Consider the following 24843-nt stretch of genomic DNA (forward strand, 5'->3'; position numbering starts at 1 on the left):
CTGCGCGAAACTTACATGCCAAGCATCTGTGGCAAGGCAAGGCTGATCGCCGGGACATAGGTCACGAGCACGAGGAAAACGAGCATGGTCAGCAGCCAGGGCCAGACCGCCACGGTCAGTTCGGTGATCCCCATCTTGGTGATCCCCGAGGCGACGTAAAGGTTCAGACCGACCGGCGGGTGACACATGCCGACTTCCATGTTCACCACGATCATGATCCCGAAATGCACCGGGTCGATGCCCAGCCGCACCGCGACCGGAAACAGGATCGGCGCCATGATCAGCACGATGGACGAGGGCTCCATGAAGTTGCCCGCGGCGAGCAGCAGCACGTTGACGATGATCAGGAACATCCACCACGAGAGGCCCGCGTTCACCATCCATTCGCCCAGCGCCTGCGGGATGCCCTCATGCGCCATCAGGAAGCTGAACAGCACCGCATTGGTGATGATGTAAAGCAGCATCGCCGACATGTTGGCCGAGGACAAAAGCACCCGGGGCACGTCGCGGAGCGTCAGATCCTTGTAGACGAAGACCGAGATGACAAAGGCATAGACGGCGCTCATCGCGGCGGCTTCGGTGGGGGTGAAGATGCCCGCATAGATCCCGCCGATGACGACGATGATCAGCATCAGCCCCCAGGCGGCCTCGCGGAAGGCGGTCCAGCGTTCGCGCAAGCTGGCCTTGGCCAGCCGCGGATAGTTGAACTTGCGCGCCCGGTTCCAGGTGGTGAAGGCGAGGAACCCCGCCAGCATCAGACCGGGAACGACCCCCGCCATGAAAAGCTCGCCCACCGAGGCGGCATCGACGCGCTCGCCGTTCGGCCCCTCGACGATCATCCCCGAGGTGGCGACAGCATACATGACCATCACGATCGAGGGCGGAATGAGGATGCCCAGCGCGCCCGAGGTGGTGATGACGCCTGCGCCGAACTGTTTCGGGAAGCCCTGGCTCACCATCGCGGGCAGGATGACCGAACCGATGGCAACGACGGTGGCGGGCGAGGAGCCCGAGACGGCAGCGAAGAGCGCGCAGGCGATCACGCCCGCAAGGCCAAGCCCGCCGTGCCAATGGCCGACCATCGCGGTGGCGAAGTTGATCATCCGCTTCGCCACGCCGCCATGGGTCAGGAAGTTGCCCGCCAGGATGAAGAACGGGATCGCCATGATCTCGAATTTCTCGATGCCGGTGAAGAGCTTCAGCGCCACCGTGTCGATCGGCACCTCGGTCATGGTGAAGAGGAAGGTCAGCACCGTCAGGCCGAGCGAGATCGAAATCGGCATGCCGGTCAGCATCAGGGCAATGAGCAGCCCGAAGATGATAAGGGCGCTCATGTCAGTTGTCCTTCGGTTTTTCGACAAGGTCGCGCGGCGTCAGCGGCGAATGCAGGAAGACATCTCCCAAGGTGTCGATGCCTTCGTCCTCGGCATCGACACCATCGACATGGCCGTGATCGTGATGCGGCAACTCGCCGGTGCGGGCAAAGGAAAACGCCACCTGCAGGAAGCGGAAGCACATCAGCGAAGAGCCCATCGGGATCGCCAGATAGACGAGCCACATCGGCAATTCGAGATCGGGCGAGGTCGAGGAGGCGTTGTACATGTGATGCACGAAATTGCCGCCCAGCACCGCGATGATGCCGGTGAACAGCGCCCCGGCGCCCAGCCCCAGAAGGATGAAGAAGCGCCGTTTCGGGGCGTCAAGCCGGTTGATCAGCACGTCGATGCCAACGTGAATCCCGGTGCGCACGCCGTAAGCCGCGCCGAATTTTGCCATCCAGACGAACAGGATGATGCACAGCTCCTGCGCCCAGACGAGGTTGATGCCGCGCAGCGTCGTGTAAAGGCTTTTCGCGGCGGCGGCGGCACCGGTCATGCCGTGGCCGCGGAAGAAGCCGACGAAATCGGCCACGAAGCCAAGGGTGAAACGATGGGTGACCGAGACGAAGATCAGCACCGTCGCCGTCGCGATGAGCGCGGCGATCAGCACCTCTTCGGCCCGGTCGAGGATGCGCAGCATGGCGGCCCCCGTCTGGCAGGAAAAGGAGAAAGGGCGGCCCGGTCAGGGCCGCCCGAGGGTCTTACTCGGCGGTGGCGGCTTTCACCGCGGCGATGGTCTCGGCGCCAATCCGGTCGGCCATCTCGTCATGCACCGGGGTCAGCGCGTCGACCCAGGCGGCGCGTTCTTCCTCGGTCATCTCGTGGAATTCGGTCGTGCCGGCGTCTTTCATCGCCTGCAGCGCCGCTTCGTTTTCCGCCTTGGCGATGCCGTTCGCGTATTCGGTCGCTTCCGCCATCGCCTTTTCAAGCCCCGTGCGGACATCGGCGGGCAGCCCGTCCCAGAAGGTCTTGTTCACGATCACCGCATAGCCCAGATAGCCATGGTTCGAGATCGTGGCGTGTTTCTGCACCTCGTTCATCTTTTGCGTGAACATGTTCGAGGGCGGGTTTTCGGTGCCATCGACAACGCCCGTCTGCAGCGCCTGATAGACTTCGCTGAAGGCCATGACCTGCGGCACCGCGCCCAGCGCGTTCATCTCGGCTTCCAGCACCTTCGAGGACTGGATGCGCATCTTCAGGCCCAGAAAATCATCGGGCGTCTTCAGCGGGCTGTTCGCCGACATGATCTTGAAGCCGTTGTCCCAGAAGGCGAGGCCCGTGATGCCCTTGGCTTCCAGCTTCGCCAGCAGCATCTTGCCCGCCTCGCCCTGGGTCACCTTGTGCAGCGCGTCATAATCCGCAAAGATGTAGGGCAGATCGAAGACCTCGAAATCCTGCACGCCAAGGGGCCCGAATTTCGCCAGCGACGGCGCCAGCATCTGCACGGCGCCCAGCTGCAGGGCCTCGAGCTCTTCCTTGTCCTTGTAAAGCTGGCTGTTGGGGTAGACTTCCACGTCCACCGCGCCGTTGGTATAGGCTTCGGCCAGTTCCTCGAATTTCGCGGCGCCCTTGCCCTTGGGCGTGTCGGGGGCGACGACATGGCTGAACTTGATCACGATCGGTTCGGCAAGCGCCGGGACCGAGAGTGCAAGGCTCAGCGCGGTGGCGCCGACAAGGGCGCCCAGAATGCGACGGGTCAACATGTGATTCTCCTCCGGTTCCCGCTCTCCACGGCGGGCCGCGCCTTTGATGCGCAAGAATCTTGCGCAACGCTATTGCGGCTTTCCGCAATCGGAAGACATGTTATGACCAAACGAACAGGAGGAATGTGCCATTTCAAAGCCCCCGCAAGCCGGTTCCGCCCCCGCCGGGGCCGAGGTCTGGACCGTTCCGGGCCTTTTGGGCGTGCGCAAGCTCGACCTTCTGGCGCTGATCCCGCTGGTGGCGATCGTGGCGCTGGTGGCGCTGGTGGGGGCGCTGCTGTTCGTTGTCGGGCAATCCGATGCCACCCGCGCCCGGGCGAAACTGGCCACCGATGCGCTTTGGGTCGAACAGACGCTGCGCTTTCAGATGGCGGTGGACGAGGATGTGCTGGTGCGTCTGGCGCTCGATGCCAGCGCGGGCACGCCGCAAGAGGTGCTGTTGACCCGCGCCCGGCTGCATGTGGCGGCCAATCCGGAGACGCTGGGGCTGCGCTGGTTCGATGCCGCGGGGCGGCTCGTCGCGGCGCTGCCCGAAGGCCCCGGCGCCGAGGAAGAGGCGCTGGCGCAGCAACTGCTTGCCTCGGGGGCGCTGCCGCCGCGGCCGGTCTATGGGCCGGTGCGGAATGGCCGGGTCACGCTGGCCGAACGGGTCTCGGCCTCGGGGGGGGTGGTGGTGGCGACGGTGTCGCTGCCGATGATGCTGGAACGCCATCTGCCCTGGTGGATCGCCGAACAATACGGGGTGCGGATTTCCGACAGCTCGGGGGTGCTCGCGGAACGCGCCCGCCGCCCGATTGCCGCAGAAGCCCCGCGGCACGGCATCAGTTTCGATCCGCCGCTGGCGGGCACGACGCTGGAAATCATGGCCTATGACGCCCCCGATGCCTTTGGCAATGCCGCCCTTTTGGCGGCAATCGGGGCGCTTTCGGTCTTTGCGGTGCTGGCGATGGTGGTGCTGCACCGAAACGCCCTGCGCCGCCGCATGGCCGAGGATCGGCTGCGCGCCGAAATGGCTTTTCGCCGGGCGATGGAGGAAAGCCTGACCGTGGGGATGCGCGCCAAGGATCTGTCGGGGCGCATCCTTTATGTGAACGGCGCCTTTTGCAAGCTGGTGGGCCTGAGTGCCGAGGAGCTGGTCGGCCGTGCCCAGCCGATGCCCTATTGGGCGCCCGACATTCTGGAGGAAACGCTCGCCCGGCAGCGGCAATTGATCGAAGGCCAGCCGGTGCCGCAGGCCTTTGAAACGCGGTTTCGCCGCTCGGACGGCTCGGAGATCGAGGTGCAGGTTTTCGAGGCGCCCCTGATCGACGCGGGCGGCAAGCATCGCGGCTGGATGGGCTCGGTGATCGACATCACCCAGGCGAAACAGGCGGCGCGTCTGGCCCGGGCGCAGGACGAAAGCCTGGCCCGCACCGGGCGGCTGGTGACTTTGGGCGAGATGGCCTCGACCCTTGCGCATGAGCTGAACCAGCCGCTGGCCGCCATTGCCTCTTATGCCGCCGGGGGGCTGAACCTGTTCGACCAGCCCGAGCCGAACCTGACGATGCTGCGGCAAGCCTTTGAAAAGATGGGGGCGCAGGCGCGGCGTGCCGGGCTGGTGATCCGCCGGGTGCAGGATTTCGTGAAAAAGCGCACGCCGCAGCTGGCGGCCCTCGATCTCTCCGACGTGCTGGCCGAGGCGCTGTCGATCACCGCCCCCGCCGCGCGCGAGCATCGGGTGAAGCTCGCCTCGTTGATCGAGGGGCGCATCCCCGAGGTGCAGGCCGACCGCATCCTGATCGAACAGGTTCTGGTCAATCTGATCCGCAACGGCGTCGAGGCGATGGCCGAGGGGCCCCGCACCGGCGACGATCTGACCGTGCGGCTGGCCCGGGCGGGCGCCGCCGTCGCCATCGAGGTGATGGACCGCGGCCCGGGCATTTCCGACGCCGTCGCGGCAAGCCTGTTCGACCCCTTCACCTCGACCAAATCCGAGGGCATGGGGATGGGGTTGAACATCTGCCGCTCGATCATCGAGATGCATCACGGCAGCCTGTCGCACGGCCCCCGCGCGGGCGGCGGCACCACCTTCACCGTCACCCTGCCCGTCCCGCAGGAGGGAGCCCCGGCATGAATTTCACCGTTCATATCGTCGATGACGAGGAAAGCCTGCGCGACAGCCTGGGGTTTCTGTTCGCCTCGCGCGGGATTGCGACCCGGACCTGGGCCTCGGGCGAGGATCTGCTGGCCGCTTGGCCGCTTGCCGATTGCGGCTGTCTGATTCTGGACGTGCGGATGGAGGGGATGTCGGGGCCGCAGCTTCTGGATGCGCTGCAGGCAAGGCCCGAGGGGCTGGTGCCGCCGGTGATCTTTCTGACCGGTCATGCCGATGTGCCGTTGGCGGTGCAGTCGCTGAAGGCGGGCGCCTTTGATTTCGTCGAAAAACCTTTCAACGACAACCACATCGTCGATATCGCGCTGGCCGCGATGGCGGCCCACGAGGGCCGTCTGGCCGAGGCCATCGCGCGCGAGGCGGTGGCCACGCGGCGGGCAAGCCTGTCCGTGCGCGAGGCCGAGGTGATGGCGCTGATGCTGGAAGGGCTGATGAACAAGCAGATCGCCGAGCGGCTGGGCATCGCCATGCGCACGGTCGAGGTGCATCGCTCGCGCGTGCTGGCGAAGATGGGGGCGCGCAACATCGCGGATCTGGCCCGGATGACCTGACTTGATTTCGGGCGGGCGCGAACATAATGTGAACACATGGTTCAGCGCACCCTGCCCGAGAAACTGTCGATTCTGGCAGACGCCGCGAAATATGACGCCTCCTGCGCGTCGTCGGGCGGCGAACGGCGCGGCTCGCGCGATGGCAAGGGGATCGGCTCCACCACCGGCGCGGGCATCTGCCACGCCTGGGCGCCCGATGGCCGCTGCATCTCGCTGCTGAAAGTGCTGCTGACGAATTTCTGTATCTACGACTGCGCTTACTGCATCAACCGGGTGTCCAGCCGGGTCGAACGGGCGCGGTTCAGCGTCGAGGAAGTGGTCAGCCTGACGCTGGAATTTTACCGCCGCAATTATATCGAGGGGCTGTTTCTGTCCTCGGGCATCATCCGCTCGCCCGACGAGACGATGGCCGAGATGGTCCGCGTCGCCCGCACCCTGCGCGAGCGCGAGCATTTCCGCGGCTACATCCATCTGAAAACCATCCCCGATGCCGCGCCCGAACTGATCGCCGAGGCGGGAAAATGGGCGGACCGGCTGTCGATCAATGTGGAACTGCCGACCGAGGCCGCGCTGACGCAGCTGGCGCCGGAGAAATCGGTGCAAACGATCCACGGCGCGATGGCCGAGGTGAAGGCCCGCGGCGAGGCCGCGAAGGATCGCAGCGCCCGCGGCACAAGGGCGCCGCGCTTTGCCCCCGCCGGGCAATCGACGCAGATGATCGTCGGCGCCGATGCCGCAACCGATGGCGAAATCCTGCGCAGATCCTCGAGCCTTTACAACCGCTTCGCGCTGCGCCGGGTCTATTACTCGGCCTTCTCGCCGATCCCCGATGCGTCAAAGATGCTGCCCTTGATCCAGCCGCCTCTGGTGCGCGAACACCGGCTCTATCAGGCCGATTGGCTGATGCGGAACTACGGCTTTGACGCCACCGAGATTGCCCCGCCCACCGGCATGCTCGATCTGCAGATCGACCCGAAACTGGCCTGGGCGCTGGAACATCGGGCGCTGTTTCCGGTCGATGTGAACCGCGCCCCCCGCGAGATGCTGTTGCGCATCCCCGGCATCGGTCCGCGCAGTGTCGAGCGCATCGTGAAAGCCCGTCGTCACCGGACCCTGCGGTATGAGGACCTGCTCGCCATCGGCTGCGTCTTGAAACATGCCGAGCCCTTCATCACCCTGCCCGGCTGGTCGCCCCGCGCGCTGCCCGATGATGCGAACCTGCGCGCGCGGTTTGCCCCCGCGCCGGAACAGCTGAGCCTGTTTTGATGCAGATCACCCTGCCCCGCATCGGCACCGTCGCCGCCTGGCGGCAGGAGGTGCGCCGTCTGGCCGCCGCGGGCATCGATCCGGCGGCGGTGGTCTGGTCGGTGGGCGAAACCTCTGCCGATCTTTTTGCCGCCGCGCCCCCGCGGCCCGCGACGCCGACGCAGCTCATGCTCTCGCGCGAGGCGGTGGAGGGGATCGAACTGGCGCTTCTGCACCGTGACCCCGAGCGGTTTTCCCGCGCCCATGCGCTGGTGCTGCGGCTGTCGCGGCGGGAGCTGCGCTGGGGGGATCGGTCCGACCCGGCCTTGCGGCGGCTGCTTGATCAGCAAAAGGCGGTCGGGCGCGAGATCCACAAGATGCACGGCTTCGTGCGCTTTCGCGAGGTGACGCCGCCCGGGGCGAACCGGCGTGCCTTTGCCGCCTGGTTCGAACCCGATCACCCTATTCTGGAGGCCGCCGCGCCGTTCTTTGCCCGCCGTTTTGGCGACATGGACTGGCTGATTGCGACGCCGACCCTGACCGCGCGTTGCGAGGCGGGCGCACTGCAGATCGAGGAAACCACGGCCCGGCAACCGCCGCCCCAGGACGCGACCGAGGAGCTGTGGCGGGTCTATTTCGCCGCGATCTTCAACCCGGCGCGGCTGATGGTGAGCGCGATGAAATCGCACATGCCGCAGAAATACTGGAAGAACCTGCCCGAGGCCGATCTGATCCCCGGGCTGATCCGGGCGGCGGAAACCCGGGTGCGGGCGATGCACGACCCCGGCGCCGCCCCGCCCGCCACTTTGCCCGGTCCCCGGCTGCGCCGCAAAGCGCCTGCGGGCAGGGGCTAGCGGCCCCGGATCAGATCCGAAAAGGGTTTCGTGCCGTCGAACCGCTGCCCAAGCGGGGTGATCAGCGCCGCCGCATCGCGTTCGGCGGCCGGGGCGGCGGCGATCACGCCCAGATCGGTCAGGTAATCGGGCAGACGACCGGACAGCACCAGACGCCGGTCGATCGGCAGATCGGGTTTCAGCCTGCGCGCCAGCTGCCAGACCGCGGTGGTGCAATTCGAGGTCAAGGTGTTGTAAAACCTGGGTTCCTTTTCCAAGTCCTGCGCCAGATCGAGATAGGACAGGAACATGTCCCGGATCTGCGCGGGCGTCAGATCGACCGGATAAAGCCGCACCTGTTCCTTGCGGTAATTGGTGCGCAGCTTGACGATGTCGTCCTCGGTCGCGCCGATCAGCACCTGTTCGAACTGCCGGAAGAAGCCGCCGATCTCGTTGAATTTTTCGCCCCTCTCGCGGCGGATCTCGACCGAGAAGACCACATGCTGACCGGTCGAAAAGCCGAAGCTGACCAGCAGATGCGCGATATCGGGACGCGACCAGACCGAGGTGAACATGTCGAGACGGTCCAGCTTCGACAGGTCATAGTCTTGCGAGATCCAGCGCGGCGTGGCCTCGGTCTCCGAGGTCCAGTCGAAATCGCGCAGGTTCGACAGTGTCACCCGCTCGCCCTCGATCCGCGCGGTGACGCCGCGGGCGACGTCGATTTCCCAGTCGCGGTCCTGGCGCGGCGTGATCGTCTGATACCAGAGGCCCACCGTGACCGCCGCCAGCGCAACCACCGCCAGGGCAAGCCCGCGCTGATCGAAAAGCCAGAGCCCAAGGGCGGCCAGCGCCGTCAGCCCCAGAAGCGTCAGCGCGATCAGGCGCACAAGGCCCGACAGCTGCAGCCAGATCGCGGTGGCCGCCCAAGCCGTTCCCGCCAGGATCACCGCCACGACAAGGACATGGCCCAGAATGTGCACGAAACGGATCATCGCCGCTCTCCCTTGGGGCGGGGTCGCCCCCGCCCGGTTCCGTTACAGGCTCGTCTTGCCCGAGGCTTCGGCCAGCAGACGCTCTGTCCGGGCGTCTTCGAGCTTGTTGTAGATCCGGTCCGCTTCCTCCTTGTCACGCAGCGCTTTCGACAGCGCGGCCGTCGTATAGACAAGCATCAGCGCAGACATCGCATAATATCCCTTGGCGGAAAAGCTGGCTTCCAGCGACCAGATCCCGCCCGCCATCATCACCGCGGCGATGGTGAACATGGCATAGGTGAAGATGTTCCAGGCATTCGAGACTTTCGGGGCATAGCTGGTCATGGTCTTGGTCCTTGGTTGAAATTCAATGGTCGGGGTCAGGGCTCAGAGCGTCTTTTCGCGCAGCCGGGCCAGCACTTGCGCCGCCTCGGGGCGCAGGGCCGCGCCACAGCCCGCCGCGGCAAGCCGGGTCACGGTCGCCTCGGCCGAGGTGCCGATGGCAAGGTCGGTCATCGCGATCTCGACCGCCTCGGCGTGATCTTGCCGCGATTGCAGCCGCGTCAGCGTCGCTTCGGCTTCCGCCAGCGAGGCCGCGACGCCATCGGGCAGCGTGCCGCGCAGCTTTTGCGTGCGGCTGGCAGCGTCGGCAATCAGCTTGCCGCGTTGCAGCGCCTTCAGCCGCTGTTCGGCCAGAGCCACCGTCTCGCGCAGCCGCCGCGTCTCGGTGTCGTAATGCGCGATGGCGCGGGCGGTGGCTTCGGCCTCGGCCTGCAAATCGGCAATCGCCGACGCCGCCTCGGTCGCCAGATCCTCGCGGCCCTTGCCCAGCGCGGCGACGGCGCGGGTTTCCAGATCGGTGATCTGGCCCGCAATCCGCGCGGCCGCCGTTCTTTCGCGCCCGGCGTAAGCCATGACAATGGCCACGGCACGTTTCGCCCCCTCCAGCCCCTCGGCCGCGTCGCGCAGCTGCTGGCGCAGGATCGTCAGCGCATGGGCATCGGTGAAGGCCTCCTCCGCATCGGCGGCTCGGGCCCGGATCAGGGTGGTGATCATCTTGAACATCTTCGCGCTCCTCGCTATGAACGTTGTTCATGAAGACTGTATGCCAGAGTCGTGAACGTCGTTCAAGATAATTTTGAACGACGTTCACAGAAAAGATCGGGTGCCGAATGGGAAACAATCGCGACGAGAAGAAAGCCGATCTGAAGGCCCGGCTGATTGCGGCCGCCGAGGCCGAGATTGCCGAACATGGTCTTGCGGGGCTGAAGGCGCGGGCGGTGACGGCGCGGGCGGGCTGCGCATTGGGGGCGCTTTATACCGCGGTCGAAGATCTCGACATGCTGGTGGTATGGGTCAATTCGCGCACGCTGACACGGCTTGGGGCCACGCTGACCGAAGCGGTGGCGGGGGCAGGCAGCCCACAGGCGGCGTTGCTGGCGCTGGCGGCGCGTTACACCGACTTTGCGGTCGAAAACCGGGCGCTCTGGCTGTCGCTGTTCGAACATCGGCTGCCCGAGGGGCGCGATTTCCCCGATTGGCACCGGCAGGAACACGCGGTCTTGCTGACCGTGATCGCCCCGCATCTGGCGGCGCTGCGCCCCGATCTTGACCCGGAGGCGCTGGTGCTGCGCGCCCGCACCACCTTTGCCGCGGTGCATGGGGTCGTGCATCTGGCGTTGCAGGGCCGGTTCGTCGGCGTGCCGATGGCCAGCCTGCAGAGCGAGGTGGCCGCACTTGTGGAAACGATGACCGCCGGGGCGGCCGCGCTTACGCGCTGACCGGCCTTATCTTCGGCGCGGCTTCAACCACCAGCGGGTCAAGGCCGGGGCTGTTTTCCGCGACATGCGCAAGCAGCGCCGCGCGCATCGGCGGCGACCAGTTTTCCGAGATATGGGCGGCAATCGGCCCCGCCCGGTCGCCCGGTTGCACCGCGAAGAAGGCGGCGATCTGGTTCGCCATCCGGATGATCCTGTCTTCGCTCATCGCGCCTCCGTGTCGGTAAAATGCACCAGTCCGGCCGGGCCGCGGGCAATCAGGGAAAGCCCCGCCGCCTGCGCCTCGGCCACAGCAAGCGCCGTGGGGGCCGAGGGTGCGATCAGCCCCCGCGCCCCGATCATCGCCGCCTTCTGCACCAGATCGACCGAGAGCCGGGAGGTCAGCACCAAGACCCCCGCCGCAGGATCAAGCCCCCGCGTCGCCAAGGCCCCCGCCAGCTTGTCCAGCGCATTGTGCCGCCCGACATCCTCGCGCACAAGCGCAAGGCGCGTTCCGGTCCAGAATCCGGCCGCATGCACCGCCCGCACAGCATCCTGCAGCGGCTGCGCCCGCCGCAACGATTGCAGCGCCTGTTCCGCACCTTCGAGGGCCAGCGGATCGCGCGGCACGGCGGCTTCGCTGCGCAGCATTTTCGGCAGCGGACGCAGCGCGGCAGCAAGGCTTTCAAGCCCGCAAAGACCGCAGCCGACGGGCCCCGCCATCGCCCGGCGCCGTTCGGAAAAGCGTTTCGATGCAACAGGATCAAGCCAGCCTCGCAGCTCGATGCCGCGGTCTTGCTGCACCCTTTCGCTGCGCAGCAATTGACCGGGTTGCGTGATCATCCCCTCGGTCAGGGCAAAGCCCAGCAGGAAGTCCTCCAGATCCATGGGCGAGGCCATCATCACCGCCTGCGTCACGCCCTCGAAGACCAGCGCCACCGGCACTTCCTCGGCCAGCACCGCCCGGGCCCCACTGGGCAGGGGAACCGTGACCGCACCGGCGGGAAGGCTCATTCGGCCGCCTCGATCCGCCGCGCCGCGGCCGCCTGCGCCGCATAATCGCGCTGCCAGTCCGAAGGCCCGTTCGAGGGCGCCACCTGCACCGCCGTCACCTTGTATTCCGGGCAGTTCGTGGCCCAGTCGGAATTGTCGGTGGTCACCACATTCGCCTGCGTATCGGGGTGGTGGAAGGTGGTGTAGACAACGCCGGGGCTGACCCGATCCGTCACCGTCGCCCGCAGCGTCGTTTCCCCGGCGCGCGAGGCAAGCCGGACCCAATCGCCGTCACGGATGCCGCGGGTTTCGGCATCGGTCGGGTGGATCTCCAGCCGATCCTCGCCATGCCAGACCACATTTTCCGTCCGCCGCGTCTGCGCCCCGACATTGTATTGGCTGAGAATCCGCCCCGTCGTCAGCAACAGCGGGAAGCGCGGCCCGGTCTTTTCGTCGGTCGGCAAATAGGCGGTGCGGATGAACCGGCCCCTGCCGCGCACGAAGCCATCGACATGCATGATCGGCGAGCCTTTGGGCGCCTGATCGTTGCAGGGCCATTGCACAGAGCCGCGGGCGTCCAGCATCTCATAGGTGACAGAGGCAAAACCCGGCGTCGTCGCGGCGATTTCCGCCATGATTTCCGATGGATGGGTGTAATGCCAGCCCGCCCCCAGCGCATTGGCCAGAAGCTGCGTCACCTCCCAATCGGCAAAGCCCGCCTTCGGCGCCATCACCCGACGCACCCGGTTGATACGGCGTTCCGCATTGGTGAAGGTGCCGTCCTTTTCCAGAAAGGTCGAGCCGGGCAGGAAGACATGGGCGTAATTCGCGGTCTCGTTCAAGAAAAGATCATGCACGATCACCAGATCCATCGCCGCAAGCCCGGCCGAGACATGCGCCGTGTTCGGGTCCGATTGCAGGATATCCTCGCCCTGAACGTAAAGCGCCTTGAAGCGCCCCTCGACCGCGGCATCGAGCATGTTCGGAATGCGCAGCCCGGGTTCGGACGAGAGCCGCACCCCCCAGGTCCGTTCAAAGAGGCCCCGCGTCGCATCGTCGGACACATGCCGATAGCCGGGGAATTCATGCGGGAAGCTGCCCATGTCGCAGCTGCCCTGCACGTTGTTCTGCCCCCGCAGCGGGTTCACGCCGACACCGGGCCGCCCGATATTGCCGGTCATCATCGCGAGGTTCGCAATCGCGATCACGGTGGTGGAGCCCTGCGAATGTTCGGTCACGCCCAGACCATAGTAGATCGCGGCATTCGGCGCCGCCGCATAGGCCCGGGCCGCCGCGCGCAGGGTTTCGGCCGGAACGCCGGTCAGGCTTTCAACCGCCTCGGGGGCATACTCCGGGTTCGCGACGAATTCGGCATAATCCGCCCATTCATCCCAGTCGCAGCGCCCTTCGATGAAGCGTTTGTCGTAAAGCTGCTCGGTCACGATCACATGCGCCATCGCCGTCATCACCGCGACATTGGTGCCGGGCCGCAGCTGCAGATGCCAGGCCTCGCCCCGGTGCGGGGTGTCGAGCAGGTCGATCCGGCGCGGATCGACGACGATCAGCTTCGCCCCCGCCCGAAGCCGCTTGCGCAGGCGGCTTGCGAAGACCGGGTGGCCATCGGTCGGGTTCGCGCCAATGACCAGCGCCAGATCGGTTTCCTCGACCGAGTCGAAATCCTGCGTCCCGGCCGAGGTGCCGAAGGTCTGTTTCAGCCCGTAGCCGGTCGGCGAATGGCAAACCCGCGCGCAGGTGTCGGTGTTGTTGGTGCCGAAAACCGCGCGCGCAAGCTTTTGCACGAGGTAGGTTTCCTCGTTCGTGCAGCGCGAGGAGGTGATGACACCGAGCGCATCGGCGCCGTGGCGGTCGCGGATCGCCCGCAACCGGGTGGCGGTGAAATCCAGCGCCTCGGTCCAGTTCACTTCGCGCCAGGGGTCGGTGATCGTCTCGCGGATCATCGGCTTCAGGATGCGGTCCTTGTGCGTGGCGTAGCCGTAAGCGAAGCGGCCCTTGACGCAACTGTGGCCCCGGTTCGCCGCACCGCCCTTCCACGGCACCATGCGGACGAGCTGATCGCCCAACATATGCGCCTCGAAGCTGCACCCCACCCCGCAATAGGCGCAGGTGGTGACGACTTTCCGTTCCGGCGTGCCGATCTTTTCGACCGATTTTTCAACGAGCGTCGCGGTCGGGCAGGCCTGCACGCAGGCGCCGCAGGAGACGCAATCCGAAGACAGAAAGTCGGGCGCCGCGGGCGAAATCCGGGCATCGAAACCGCGCCCCATCACCGTCAGCGCGAAGGTGCCCTGCACCTCCTCGCAGGCCCGCACGCAGCGCATGCAGACGATGCATTTCGCCGGATCATAGCTGAAATAGGGGTTCGAAACGTCTTTCGGAATATAGCGCGGGTTCGGCCCCGTCGCATCACGCCGCGCGAAATGGGTGTCCTTCGCCTGATAGCGGACCTCGCGCAGACCAACGGCGCCCGCCATGTCCTGCAACTCGCAATCGCCATTCGCCGCGCAGGTCAGGCAATCCAGCGGATGGTCCGAGATATAAAGCTCCATCACACCACGGCGCAGTTTCTGCAGCTGCGGCGTCTGCGTATGCACCCGCATGCCGGGCGCAACCGGGGTGGTGCAGGAGGTCGGCGTGCACTTCATCCCCTCGATTTCCACCATGCACAGACGGCAGGAACCGACCGGTTCCACGCTGTCGGTGGCGCAAAGCTTGGGAATGGAAATCCCGGCTTCCGCTGCCGCGCGCATCACGGACGTGCCCGCCGGCACGGTGATCTCGACCCCGTCGATGGTCAAGTGCACCGGCGCGCCGTCGCGTTTCGGCGTGCCCATGTCCTTCGTCCAGTCGAGCGGGGGAATGATCAGGTCCTTCATTCGGCGGCCTCGCGTGAGCAGGGGAAGTCGGCAGGGAAATGGCGGATCGCGCTTTGCACCGGATAGGGGGTGAAGCCCCCCAAGGCGCAAAGCGAGCCCAGTTTCATCGTCTGGCACAGGTCCTCGAGCAGCGGCATCGCCGAAGCGTCGCCCGCGGCGATACGGTCGATCACCTCGACTCCGCGGACGGCGCCGATGCGGCAGGGGGTGCAGGTGCCGCAGCTTTCGATGGCGCAGAATTCCATCGCGAAGCGCGCCAGTTTCAGCATGTCGGCCGTGTCGTCATGCACCACAAGCCCCGCATGGCCGACCAGCCCGCCCTGCCCCGCGAATTGCTCGTAGCAGAAGGGCAGATGGTAGTCGGAAACCGGATGATAGGCGCCCAAGGGCCCGCCCACCTGCACCGCCTTGACCGGACGCCCGGTGGCGGTGCCGCCGCAGATGTCTTCGACGAGTTCGCCCAAAGTGATGCCAAAGCCGGTCTCGAAGAGCCCGCCGCGTTTCACATTGCCGCCGATCTGCAACGGGATCGTGCCGCGGGACCGGTCCATCCCGAAGCTTTCGTAAGCCTTCGCCCCATGCGCCAGAATCCACGGCACGGCGGCCAAGGACAGCAGGTTGTTCACCACCGTCGGCTTGCCGAACAGCCCCTTCAGCGCGGGCAGCGGCGGTTTCGTGCGCACCGTGCCGCGCTTGCCTTCAAGCGAATTCAGAAGCGCGGTTTCCTCGCCGCAGACATAGGCGCCCGCGCCGACACGGACCTCCATCTCGAACCCGGCCTCGGCCAGGAAAGGCTTCGCCATCGCGATCGCCGCGCGCATCACCGCGATCGCGTCGGGATATTCCGAGCGGATGTAGACATAGCCGCGCGTCGCGCCGACCGCGTGACCGGCAATCGCCATGCCTTCGACCAGACAGAAGGGGTCGCCCTCGATCAGCATCCGGTCGGCGAACGAGCCGCTGTCGCCCTCGTCGACGTTGCAGACGATGTATTTCTGATCCGCCTGCGCCGCGGCGACGGTGCGCCATTTGATGCCCGTGGGAAAGCCCGCGCCGCCGCGCCCGCGCAGGCCCGAGGCGAAGACTTCCTCGACCACCTCGGACTGCGTCATCTTCAGCGCCTTGCGCAGACCGGCCCAACCCTCGGTCGCGGCGAATTGCGCCAGCGACAGCGGCTCGATCCTTCCGCAGCGGGCAAAGGTGAGCCGCGTCTGGCGCTTGAAGAAGGGGATCTCCTCGACCAGACCCACGGCTTTCGGGTGGCTTTCGGGTGCCTCGAAAACGCCCGCCACATCGGCGGGCGTCATCGGGCCAAAGCCGATCCGGCCCGCGGGCGTTTCCAGCTCCAGCAGCGGCTCCAGCCAGATCATCCCGCGCGAGCCATTGCGGGCGATCTCCAGCGTCACACAGCGCTGTTCGGCCTCATGGCGCAGCGCGGCCAGAACCGCCTCGGCGCCACAGGCCTTGGCGGCGGCATCAGAGGGCAGCCAGATCTTCATGCGCCCAGCTCCGCCACGATGCCCGCGACCGCGGCCGCATCCAGACGCCCGACCAGCCGATCATTCACCATCGCCGCGGGGGCACAGGCGCACAGGCCCAGACAATAGACCGCCTCCAGCGTCACCGCTTCCGAGCTTTGCCCAAGCCGCAGCCCCAGCGCCGACTCGAGCCGCGCCTGCACCGCGTCAGAGCCCATCGCCTGACAGGCCTCGGCCCGGCAGAGCTTGATCACATGCCGCCCCGCGGGCGCCTTGCGGAAATCGTGGTAGAAGCCGACCACCCCCGCCACCTCGGCCCGGGTCAGCCCCAGATCGGCGGCGATGGGCGCATAGGTGTCGTCGGGAATGAACCCAAAGGCCGCCTGCACATCCTGCAGGATCGGCAAAAGCGCCCCTTCCCGGCCACGATGGGCCGCAAGAATGGCGCGCAGGCGCGCGGTATCGGTCATGTCGTCCTCCCGCCTCAAGCCTGCGACGAAGGGACACACAAGGCAATGCGGTTTCCGACAGGTGATGGCGGTTTTGCGAAGGATCAGCCCTGCCAGCGGGCCAGCGCGTCTTCGTCGGCGTCCTTGGCGGCAACCCAACTGGCCCCGTCGCGACTGACTTCCTTCTTCCAGAACGGCGCGCGGGATTTCAGATAATCCATCAGGAATTCCGCCGCCTCAAACGCCGCAACCCGATGCCGCGCGGCGGTGGCCACCATCATGATCGGCGCGCCGACCGCCAGCCGCCCGTGCCGATGGATCACCAGCGCATCGGCCAGATCCCAACGCCCCCGCGCCTGTTCGAGCATCGCCGCAATCGCGCTGTCGCACATGCCGGGGTAATGCTCGATCTCCAGCGCCTCAAGATTGCCGGTATCGTCGCGCACAAGGCCCAGGAAACCGACCACCGCGCCGATGTTTTCGCGGCTTTCGGAAAAGGCGGAAAGTTCCGAACCGAAGTCGAAAGCGGCCTCCTGCACCTGAACGCGCATCTCAGCCCCCGGTCATCGGCGGGAAAAAGGCGACCTCGCGCACACCCGCCAGCGGCGCATCGAACCCGGCCAATTGCTGATCGAGCGCCACCCGCAGCGCCGAGGTATCGGCAAAGGCCGCCTCATAGCGCGGCTCGCGGGCGCGCAGTTCGGCCACGAGGTCAAGGACGGTGGTGGCCGAGGTCTCGACCCGCTCGCGCGGCAGGCCGATGCGCTCGCGCACCCAGGCGAAATAGACGATGTCGAGCATGTGTCCCCCGGTGGTGGTTCGGGTGTGAGCCTAGCGAGGCCGGGGGGCAGAGGCAACGGGGAGGCGAATCTCTCACCGTGCAGCAAAATGTGATTTGACAGAATCGACAAAAATCCACACATGCAGGATAATCATTACAGAGTAATGATTATCCTGCTACAGGACGCCTGCGACATAAGCACAAAGTGCTTATGTCGCAGGCGTCCTGCATGTTATGTCAATTGAATTTTTACTCATAGTCACTTATATTGTTCTTCGCGGGGGCTCCTCGGAGTTCCGGCTGTGTCTTCATCGAGCCGCGCGTTTGTGAAGCACAGGTGGTGACCCAGAAGCGTAGAGCTCTGGTTGATAGCCACCAGCCCCCGCCCATCATATGACTTTTATTCCGAACTCAGATGATAGCAGTTTGGCCTTGAAGTCGCCACGCTCGACAAGCCTTCTACAGTAGGCGACGCCATCGGCGATTTGAAGCAACCTTGACGCCGCAGAGTCCAGTTGAATCGTTCGCTTGACACCTTTGAACATTCCATCTTCGCGGGAAGCCTTCCCGACGATCTCATCAAACGTCTTTCCAAGATTTTGGCTATTTGCGTCGACTATCACCTCGACATTGTTCAAGCCTCGCGCTCGCGGCAAGAGCACGGAACGAACATGCTTCGAAGTCGTTTTGACGCCCTCGATCAGCGTATTCGCATAGATGGTCTGCCTGCAGCCAACGTGAGAGATTGGCGATTTGTAGGCAAAGCGCAAACATGGTTGTGCCAGCGGGCTCGCGGCGAAGCCTGCAAGAATGGCCCGAATGAACTCGGCATCAAGCTTATGGCAATGAAATTCGCCAAAACCCGCGGGCAGAAGGTCCGAAAACACCTTGTCAGCTTTGCTCGCATCGCGGGCAAACACCCACAAGAAGCCGAGGGCAAAGTCTGCATTCCCTGCCGTGCCGGTCTCATCGACAAAACAGAGGATTTTGCTGTTGAGCTTCGCCACTCGTCGTCACCTACCTTGCAACCTCAACTTCCGTCCGCGGCACCTGCCGCGCCTCACCCCCACTCCTGCACGAACTCCCGCCACTCGCCCTTGCTCATGCCGGAGGTCTCCGCCGTCACCACTTCGCCCGCCAGACGACGTTTCAACACCTCTTTCGCCTTCGCGGACACACTCACCGCGCCCAGTCGGTAATCCTCGAAGGCCTCGTAGGCCTGCGGCACCCAGTCCTTCACGATGTCGCACATGATCTGCGCATAGACCCGGATTTCATATTGCGCATGCACATCCGCCCGCAGCCGCAGGAAGTGGAACAGATTGTGCAGGTCGATCTTCCAATACCATTGCGTATAAACGTTCGCGGGCAGGTTCATCCGCGCCAGTTCCCGCGCCAGACCCAGCTTGCCCGTATCGGCATCGGGCGTCAGCATGTCCTCGTAATGGTCATAGGCGCGCATCGCATCTTCGCGCAGAAGATCCAGCACCCGGGCCGCCTCGGCGCCTTCCAGAACCTGACCGCGGCCCTGATTGTTCACCGTCGATTGCGCCGCCAGATGCTCGGGCGCGGGGATGTAGAATTCGCGGTCCATCACCGAATAGCGCGCGGAATATTCGTTCACATTCGCGGTGCGGTGGCGGATCCACTGCCGGGCGACAAAGATCGGCAGTTTGACGTGGAACTTGACCTCGCACATCTCGAACGGGGTCGAGTGCCAGTGCCGCATCAGATAGCGGATCAGGCCGCGGTCATCCGACACCGCCTTGGTGCCGCGACCATAGCTGACCCGTGCCGCCTGACAGATCGCGGCATCGTCGCCCATGTAGTCGATGACCCGGATCAGCCCGTGATCCAGCACCGGATGGGCCTGGTAAAGCCGCGCCTCCATCCCCGCCGAGGTGGCGCGCAGCGTGGGCTGGCTGCTGGCCCGCTGGGCGGCGATCTCGGCAAGCTGGTCTGGGGTAAGCGACATGGGGGCCTCCGGGCAAAAGAATCGCCACGACTATATCTGGCAAAGACCCCCGCCGAAACCGCGAGATACGGTGCGATGCCGGAAAGCACTGTCGCAGCCCGGGCACGCTTGGCCGGGGCGCGGGCGGCGGGTCCGTTGCAAATTGACTTTTTGGCGATTTTTCGTCAGCCTTGCCGCAACGAGCAGTCAACGAAAGACGAACATAATGATCAAACGGGTTCTGCCGCTTGCGGCACTCCTTGCGGTTGCCGCATGCGGCGGCGCCGCGATCGTCGGCCCCGCGGATGATGATGACGATGGCGGCGGCGGCGGCGAGACGACCGGGATCCCGGCGGAGCTGAGCAACAACCTGAAAGCCGTGAGCTTCGACGGCACGACGATGAAGGTCACCATCGACCTGCTCGATTCCACCCCGGCCGAGGTGACCTACAACCGCGATGCCCGGCTGGATCTGCCGGGCTACACCGCCTACCGCATGCAGGAGGATTCGCTGGACCGGCTGTTCGTGGCGCTGGGGGCGATTTCGGCCGATGGCGCGGTGCAGGCGGTGACGGTGGGCGATGGCGGGCAGTTCAACCGCTATTTCGCCGGCGGCAGCTATGACCGCGCGGGCGGCTTCGACCGGCCCGAGATCGGCACCGGGCCGGGGGCGGGACAGGTGTCCTATGCGGGCCGCTATGCCGCGGTGACGAATGTCGATGCGCCGCGCGACGGCGGTCCGGATGATGTGGCGCTGCCGGTCACCGGAACGGTCGATCCCGTCAACCTTCCCGCGCAGCCCGGCCGGGTCAGCGGAGACATCTTCCTCAACGCGAACTTCAACGACAATACGGTGAACGGCGCGATCTCGAACCGGGTGCTGGTCGATACGAATTATGCGCTGGCCGATGTGATCCTTGTTCCGGGCACGATCGCCACGGATGGCACCTTCGCCGGCACTGCCGAATATTCGGACCTGACCGCGATCGGCACCTATGGCGGCATCTTTGGCGGCACCGATGCGAATTCGGTGGCGGGGCTCGTGCATCTGACCGAGTTCGAAAGGAACTGGGACGGCGAGCAGGAACATGGCGTCTTCGTGCTGACGCAATGCGGCCCGAACAACACGTTGCCGATCTGCGACAATGTCGCCCCCTGAGCCGGGCAGGTCGCGCCGTCTTCTGGCGGCGCTGGCGCTGGGCCTGGCGCTGGCCGGGCCGGCCATGGCCGAGGCGCCCCGCACGATCCCGATGGCCGAGGCCAGCGCCGAACAGCTGGGCGCGGCGGCGGTGCGGGCGCTGGCCAGCGGGCAAAACCCCGAGGCGGCGGCGCTGGCCGCGGAACTGCTGCGCCGCGATCCGAAGACTCCGCTCGGCCATTACATCTTCGCCCGGCTGGCGCTGGCCGAGGGCAACACCGCCACCGCCCGCAAGGCGGCCCGACGCAGCTTTTTCGCCGCGCAATCGCCGCGCCAGCATTACGAGGCCGCCCGGATCGCCGGTCAGGCCGCCCTGGCCGAGCGCCGCTTCAGCGCCGCCGCCTTCTGGGCCCGGCAGACCGTTCAATATGCCCCCGACGCCTCGGCCCGCGCGGTGGGCGTGCAGGATTTCCGCCGTCTGGCCGCGCTCAACCCGCTGGCCTTCAGCCTGAAACTGGGCCTGCGCCCCTCGAACAATGTCAATGGCGGCGCCGATGACCGGCTCAATGTGATCGACGGCTTCGATACGGTGGGCGTGCTCAGCGACGATGCGATGGCCCTGGGCGGGGTGGTCGGCACCGCCGATGTCACAGCCAGCCTGCGGATCACCCAGGATGCACGCTCGCAGACCCGGCTCGGCCTGAGCGGCTATTCCCGGCTGGTCGATTTCTACGGCCGCCCCACGGCGACGCCGCTTTCCTGGGGCAGCGGCCCGCCCCCGGCCCCGGTCGAGATCCGCAATGCCGATTATTCGACGGCCTCGCTGTCGACCCATCTGCAGCACAGCCGCAGCTTCGGCCCGGGCTTTGTGGGCATGGCACAGATCGAGGCCGGGCGGCTGTGGCAAGGCGGCCAGCCCGCCTATGACTGGCAGGGGCTCGAACTCTCGGGCAGCAAGAGCTTGACCCCCAAACTGCAGCTGAGCTTCGGCGCCGCCCAGGAGCGCCGCGACTGGGTCGAACGCGCCCGGATCGACCGGCGGCAGCAACTGGATTTCGGCCTGCGCGGCGCGGCGGCCAAGGGCAGCTGGGGCCTTGGCCTTTCGGCCAGCGCGCTGGACAGCCCGTCCGCGCAGGCGCGTTACTGGTCGGTTCTGGCCAGCGCCAGCTTTCAGCCCAAGGCGCAGCTGGGCCCGGTGGCGCTCAGCCTTGCGGCCGGGGCTTCGACCACGGTCTACCCGGATTACATGGTCTTCTTCATGCAGCCCGAGGGCGGTCGGCAGGATGACGCCGTTTTTGCCGAACTGGGGCTGACGGTGCCGAAGCTGGGCATCGCCGCCTTTGCGCCGGAACTGAAGCTGCAGGCGGTGACGGTGGACAGCAATGTCTCGCGCTTCAGCCGGACCGAATTCTCGGTGGCGGTGGGCTGGCGCTCGACCTTCTGAGGCGCTTGTGCCCGCCGATGATTGCGCTATCGTTCGCCGCGGAAACGGAGACCTCCCATGCAGATACGCTATCTTCACACCATGCTGCGCGTGCTGGACCTGCAGCGCACGATGGATTTCTTTGCGCTTCTGGGCCTGCGCGAAACGCGGCGGATCGAGAATGAACAGGGCCGCTTCACGCTGGTTTTCATGGCCGCGCCGGGGCAGGAAGACACCCCGGTCGAGCTGACATACAACTGGGACGGCGATCCCGCCCTGCCGTCCGACAGCCGCCATTTCGGCCATCTCGCCTATGGGGTCGAGAATATCTATGACATCTGTGCGCATCTGCAGGCCAATGGCGTGACGATCAACCGCCCGCCGCGCGATGGCCGGATGGCCTTCATCCGCAGCCCCGACAATGCCTCGGTGGAACTGCTGCAGATCGGCGAAGCCCTGCCGCCCGCCGAGCCGTGGCTGTCCATGCCCAACATCGGGCATTGGTAGACCTGCGCGATTATCACCCAGCCGCGGGGCGTTTCGCTCTGCGGCAACTTCGGCTAGATCGGGGCGGCGGGGCCGGACCCGCGCAAGACCGAGGACGCCATGCCCGCCAAAGAGCTTTTCGCCGCCGATCTGATCCGCCGTCTGGACGCGCCCGACGCCCCCGCGCCGCTCGTGCAGGCGCTGGCGCAGGATTTCGCAGGCGGGCGGTTTCCTGACCCCGAACTGGCGCTGAACGGGCTGCGCGCGGCTTTGGCGGCGGCGGCGGAAACCGCCGCTCTGGCGGGTGAAAACGAAACCCTGCAACAGGTTGCCGCGCTGAACGCTGCCGGGGACCGTGCCGCCGCGGCGGCGCTGCTCGAGGACGCGACGGAGGAGCCGCTGCTCTCGGCCGCCTTCCGGCAGGACCGGCTCTGCAACGCCCCCGAACGGGCGGCGGCGCGGCAGATCGCGCGGCTCAAGGCTGCCGCCCCCGCGGGCGGGGTGTTCCGGGCGACCGTCGATCTGCTTTATGAAAAGCTGGAAGCCGGGGAAAAAGCGGGCGATCCTTTCGACATGCTTTTGGCGCTGGAACTCGCCAAGGCGCTTTACAAGCGCGCCAAGGGCGGGGAACTCGGTCAGGCGCAGACGAGCCTTGGCAATTGCCATCAGATCATCGGCCAGTTCCGCCCCGGGCGCAAACATCTGGATCTTGCGGCCGAGCTGTTCACCGCCGCCGCCAAGGCCGTGGCACGGACGAAACAGCCGGAAAACTGGGCCTTTTCGCAGCACAATCTGGGCGGCATCCACGAGCTGATCGGCCTGCGCCACCGCGACGAGGCGATGCTGAAAAAGGCGATCAAGGCCTATTCCGCGGTGCTCGAGGTGTTCAATTCCCAAGGCTCCCCGATGGAATGGGCGAACAGCACGGCGGCGCGGGCGAATGTGCGGGCGGCTTTGGGCCGGATGACGGGCGATGCCGCGCTGATCGAAACCGCGATGGCCGACCTTGATGCGGTGCTTGAGGTTCTGAAACAGGAAGACCATCCGGCCGAATGGGCCTCGGCACAGGCGACGCGGGCACTGGCGCGGCGGCATCTGGCCGAGGTGACGGGCGATGCGACGCCCCTGCCCGCGGCAATCGCGGAATTCGAGGCCGCGGATGCGGTTCTGGCCGGGCTTGACGTTCCGGCCGAGCGGGCGCGGTTGCAGCACAATCTGGGCCTGACGGCGCTGGCCCTGGCCCGGGCGCTGCCCGCAAGCGACGGCGCCGCCCGGGCGCACCAGGCCTTCGCGGCGGCGCTGGCGCTTGGCCGTCGCGATCACGCCGATTACCGCTGGGCGGAAAGCCTGACCGGGCTGGGCGAGGTGGCGCTGCTGCGCGGCGACAAGGCAGCGGCGCAGGCGCATCTGACCGAGGCACAGGCGGTTCTGGCCCTAGATCCGGCGAGCGCCGCGCTGGAGCATTGCGCGGCGCTGCTGGAAAAGATCGAGGCCTGAGGCGGATTACGCGTTGAACAGGAAGTGCAGGACGTCGCCGTCCTGCACTTCATAGGTCTTGCCCTCGACGCGGAACTTGCCCGCCTCTTTCGCGCCGCTTTCGCCGCGGTATTGCACATAGTCATCATAGGCGACGGTCTCGGCGCGGATGAAGCCGCGTTCGAAATCGCCATGGATCACCCCCGCGGCGGCCGGCGCCAGCGTGCCCTTGCGGATCGTCCAGGCGCGCGCCTCTTTCGGGCCGACGGTGAAATAGGTCTGCAGGCCCAGAAGGTCATGGCCCGCGCGGATCAGCCGATCAAGGCCCGCTTCATGCAGGCCCAGTTCCTCAAGGAACATCGTCGCCTCGTCCGGGGCGAGCTGGGAAATCTCTTCCTCGATCTTCGCGGAAATCACCACAGTCGCCGCGCCGCTGGCCCGCGCCATCTCGGCCACGCGTTCGGATTGCGCATTGCCCTTGGCGGCGTTCTCTTCCTCGACGTTGCAGACGTAAAGCACCGGTTTCGCGGTCAGCAGCTGCAGCATCCCCCAGGCCTTGCGGTCATCCTCGGCCACCTTGACCGTGCGCGCCGGGCGGCCCGCCTCAAGCGCCTCTTTCGCGGCCAGCATCAGCCGCGCATCTTCCTTGGCCTGCTTGTCGCCCGCATTGATCTTGCGCGCGATGTTGTTCAGCCGCTTTTCCAGGCTTTCCAGATCGGCAATCATCAACTCGGTCTCGATCGTCTCGGCGTCCGCCAAGGGATCGACGCGACCCTCGACATGGGTCACGTCGCCGTCTTCGAAACAGCGCAGCACATGGGCGATGGCGTCGGTCTCGCGGATGTTGGCCAGGAACTGGTTCCCCAGCCCCTCGCCCTTCGAGGCGCCCTTCACCAGACCCGCGATATCGACAAAGGTCATCCGCGTCGGGATGATCTGCTTCGAGCCCGCAATCTCGGCCAGGGTGTCAAGGCGCGGATCGGGCACGGCCACCTCGCCGACATTCGGCTCGATCGTGCAAAAGGGGAAGTTCGCCGCCTGCGCCGCGGCGGTTTTCGTCAGCGCGTTGAACAGCGTCGATTTGCCGACGTTCGGCAAGCCCACGATCCCCATGCGAAAGCCCATGTCACTCTCCTTGATGATTGCGCGCCTCTTACGCGGGGATGGGTCGCAAAGC

General features: G+C 66.0%; 25 protein-coding genes. 9 read left to right on the top strand and 16 right to left on the bottom strand.

All coding sequences use genetic code 11. The features are described from left to right. Window positions 1-11: 11 nt before the first annotated feature. From ACTTAG_RS15685 to ACTTAG_RS15695, 3 genes are all read right to left on the bottom strand, one after another. Window positions 12-1334 carry a TRAP transporter large permease gene (locus ACTTAG_RS15685; RefSeq protein ID WP_444463146.1) on the bottom strand — a complete coding sequence of 441 codons (1323 nt, stop codon included), beginning with the start codon at window positions 1332-1334 and terminating at the stop codon, window positions 12-14. 1 nt (window position 1335) lies between these two features. Next, on the bottom strand, window positions 1336-2019 hold the full coding sequence (locus tag ACTTAG_RS15690; RefSeq protein ID WP_444463147.1) for a TRAP transporter small permease: 684 nt from the start codon (window positions 2017-2019) through the stop codon (window positions 1336-1338). A gap of 61 nt (window positions 2020-2080) precedes the next feature. Then, a complete protein-coding gene (locus ACTTAG_RS15695) occupies window positions 2081-3082 on the bottom strand; it encodes a TRAP transporter substrate-binding protein (RefSeq protein ID WP_444463148.1) in 1002 nt (333 codons plus the stop codon). A 202-nt stretch (window positions 3083-3284) separates the two neighbouring features. Between ACTTAG_RS15695 and ACTTAG_RS15700 the strand changes: the two genes are divergently transcribed. From ACTTAG_RS15700 to ACTTAG_RS15715, 4 genes are read left to right on the top strand one after another with little or no spacing between them, the layout of a single operon-like run. Next, entirely contained in the window at window positions 3285-5195 is a 1911-nt protein-coding gene (locus ACTTAG_RS15700) for a sensor histidine kinase (RefSeq protein WP_444463149.1), read from the top strand. Beyond that, complete coding sequence (locus tag ACTTAG_RS15705) at window positions 5192-5785, top strand: response regulator transcription factor (RefSeq protein WP_444463150.1); 594 nt, start codon at window positions 5192-5194, stop codon at window positions 5783-5785. The genes ACTTAG_RS15700 and ACTTAG_RS15705 overlap by 4 nt, the downstream gene beginning before the upstream one ends. A gap of 36 nt (window positions 5786-5821) precedes the next feature. Continuing rightward, complete coding sequence (locus ACTTAG_RS15710; protein ID WP_444463151.1) at window positions 5822-7051, top strand: putative DNA modification/repair radical SAM protein; 1230 nt, start codon at window positions 5822-5824, stop codon at window positions 7049-7051. Continuing rightward, on the top strand, window positions 7051-7884 hold the full coding sequence (locus ACTTAG_RS15715) for a TIGR03915 family putative DNA repair protein (RefSeq protein ID WP_444463152.1): 834 nt from the start codon (window positions 7051-7053) through the stop codon (window positions 7882-7884). The genes ACTTAG_RS15710 and ACTTAG_RS15715 overlap by 1 nt, the downstream gene beginning before the upstream one ends. Here ACTTAG_RS15715 and ACTTAG_RS15720 read toward each other — a convergent pair. From ACTTAG_RS15720 to ACTTAG_RS15730, 3 genes are read right to left on the bottom strand one after another with little or no spacing between them, the layout of a single operon-like run. Further along, window positions 7881-8858: an Lnb N-terminal periplasmic domain-containing protein gene (locus ACTTAG_RS15720; protein ID WP_444463153.1), complete on the bottom strand. Its 978-nt coding sequence runs from the start codon at window positions 8856-8858 to the stop codon at window positions 7881-7883. The two genes, ACTTAG_RS15715 and ACTTAG_RS15720, sit on opposite strands and share 4 nt — an antisense overlap. A gap of 42 nt (window positions 8859-8900) precedes the next feature. Next, window positions 8901-9182, bottom strand: a complete 282-nt coding sequence (locus ACTTAG_RS15725; protein WP_444463154.1) for a YiaA/YiaB family inner membrane protein — start codon at window positions 9180-9182, stop codon at window positions 8901-8903. Between the two features lie 42 nt (window positions 9183-9224). Continuing rightward, window positions 9225-9902 (bottom strand): PspA/IM30 family protein, encoded by a 678-nt coding sequence (locus ACTTAG_RS15730; protein WP_444463155.1) that lies wholly within the window; start codon window positions 9900-9902, stop codon window positions 9225-9227. Between the two features lie 107 nt (window positions 9903-10009). On the opposite strand from ACTTAG_RS15730, the gene ACTTAG_RS15735 reads away from it, so the two are divergent. Further along, complete coding sequence (locus ACTTAG_RS15735; RefSeq protein ID WP_444463156.1) at window positions 10010-10618, top strand: TetR/AcrR family transcriptional regulator; 609 nt, start codon at window positions 10010-10012, stop codon at window positions 10616-10618. On the opposite strand, the gene ACTTAG_RS15740 is transcribed toward ACTTAG_RS15735, so the two are convergent. From ACTTAG_RS15740 to thyX, 9 genes are all read right to left on the bottom strand, one after another. Then, window positions 10608-10823, bottom strand: a complete 216-nt coding sequence (locus ACTTAG_RS15740) for a formate dehydrogenase subunit delta (RefSeq protein ID WP_444463157.1) — start codon at window positions 10821-10823, stop codon at window positions 10608-10610. The two genes, ACTTAG_RS15735 and ACTTAG_RS15740, sit on opposite strands and share 11 nt — an antisense overlap. Beyond that, window positions 10820-11608, bottom strand: coding sequence for a formate dehydrogenase accessory sulfurtransferase FdhD (locus tag ACTTAG_RS15745; protein ID WP_444463158.1), 789 nt, complete (start codon window positions 11606-11608; stop codon window positions 10820-10822). The genes ACTTAG_RS15740 and ACTTAG_RS15745 overlap by 4 nt, the downstream gene beginning before the upstream one ends. Next, window positions 11605-14481, bottom strand: coding sequence for a formate dehydrogenase subunit alpha (fdhF, locus tag ACTTAG_RS15750; RefSeq protein ID WP_444463159.1), 2877 nt, complete (start codon window positions 14479-14481; stop codon window positions 11605-11607). The genes ACTTAG_RS15745 and fdhF overlap by 4 nt, the downstream gene beginning before the upstream one ends. Next, window positions 14478-15980, bottom strand: coding sequence for an NADH-ubiquinone oxidoreductase-F iron-sulfur binding region domain-containing protein (locus tag ACTTAG_RS15755; RefSeq protein ID WP_444463160.1), 1503 nt, complete (start codon window positions 15978-15980; stop codon window positions 14478-14480). The genes fdhF and ACTTAG_RS15755 overlap by 4 nt, the downstream gene beginning before the upstream one ends. Beyond that, window positions 15977-16429, bottom strand: coding sequence for a formate dehydrogenase subunit gamma (locus ACTTAG_RS15760; RefSeq protein WP_444463161.1), 453 nt, complete (start codon window positions 16427-16429; stop codon window positions 15977-15979). Before ACTTAG_RS15760 ends, ACTTAG_RS15755 begins: the two co-directional genes overlap by 4 nt. 83 nt (window positions 16430-16512) lie before the next feature. Continuing rightward, on the bottom strand, window positions 16513-16959 hold the full coding sequence (locus tag ACTTAG_RS15765; protein ID WP_444463162.1) for a molybdenum cofactor biosynthesis protein MoaE: 447 nt from the start codon (window positions 16957-16959) through the stop codon (window positions 16513-16515). A 1-nt stretch (window position 16960) separates the two neighbouring features. Then, entirely contained in the window at window positions 16961-17209 is a 249-nt protein-coding gene (gene moaD / locus ACTTAG_RS15770) for a molybdopterin converting factor subunit 1 (protein WP_444463163.1), read from the bottom strand. Window positions 17210-17578: 369 nt separating this feature from the next. Then, window positions 17579-18196 (bottom strand): DUF3800 domain-containing protein, encoded by a 618-nt coding sequence (locus ACTTAG_RS15775; RefSeq protein WP_444463164.1) that lies wholly within the window; start codon window positions 18194-18196, stop codon window positions 17579-17581. 53 nt (window positions 18197-18249) lie between these two features. Next, a complete protein-coding gene (gene thyX, locus ACTTAG_RS15780; RefSeq protein ID WP_444463165.1) occupies window positions 18250-19164 on the bottom strand; it encodes an FAD-dependent thymidylate synthase in 915 nt (304 codons plus the stop codon). A 205-nt stretch (window positions 19165-19369) separates the two neighbouring features. On the opposite strand from thyX, the gene ACTTAG_RS15785 reads away from it, so the two are divergent. From ACTTAG_RS15785 to ACTTAG_RS15800, 4 genes are all read left to right on the top strand, one after another. After that, window positions 19370-20302: a thymidylate synthase gene (locus ACTTAG_RS15785; protein WP_444463166.1), complete on the top strand. Its 933-nt coding sequence runs from the start codon at window positions 19370-19372 to the stop codon at window positions 20300-20302. Then, on the top strand, window positions 20289-21725 hold the full coding sequence (locus ACTTAG_RS15790) for a hypothetical protein (protein ID WP_444463167.1): 1437 nt from the start codon (window positions 20289-20291) through the stop codon (window positions 21723-21725). Before ACTTAG_RS15785 ends, ACTTAG_RS15790 begins: the two co-directional genes overlap by 14 nt. 57 nt (window positions 21726-21782) lie before the next feature. Beyond that, entirely contained in the window at window positions 21783-22211 is a 429-nt protein-coding gene (locus ACTTAG_RS15795; RefSeq protein WP_444463168.1) for a VOC family protein, read from the top strand. A gap of 99 nt (window positions 22212-22310) precedes the next feature. Continuing rightward, a complete protein-coding gene (locus ACTTAG_RS15800) occupies window positions 22311-23687 on the top strand; it encodes a hypothetical protein (RefSeq protein ID WP_444463169.1) in 1377 nt (458 codons plus the stop codon). A gap of 6 nt (window positions 23688-23693) precedes the next feature. On the opposite strand, the gene ychF is transcribed toward ACTTAG_RS15800, so the two are convergent. Next, window positions 23694-24791, bottom strand: a complete 1098-nt coding sequence (gene ychF, locus ACTTAG_RS15805; RefSeq protein ID WP_444463170.1) for a redox-regulated ATPase YchF — start codon at window positions 24789-24791, stop codon at window positions 23694-23696. Window positions 24792-24843: the final 52 nt, after the last annotated feature.

The sequence above is a fragment of the Rhodobacter capsulatus genome (assembly GCF_052363185.1).
In the GTDB taxonomy this organism is placed as follows: domain Bacteria; phylum Pseudomonadota; class Alphaproteobacteria; order Rhodobacterales; family Rhodobacteraceae; genus Rhodobacter; species Rhodobacter capsulatus_E.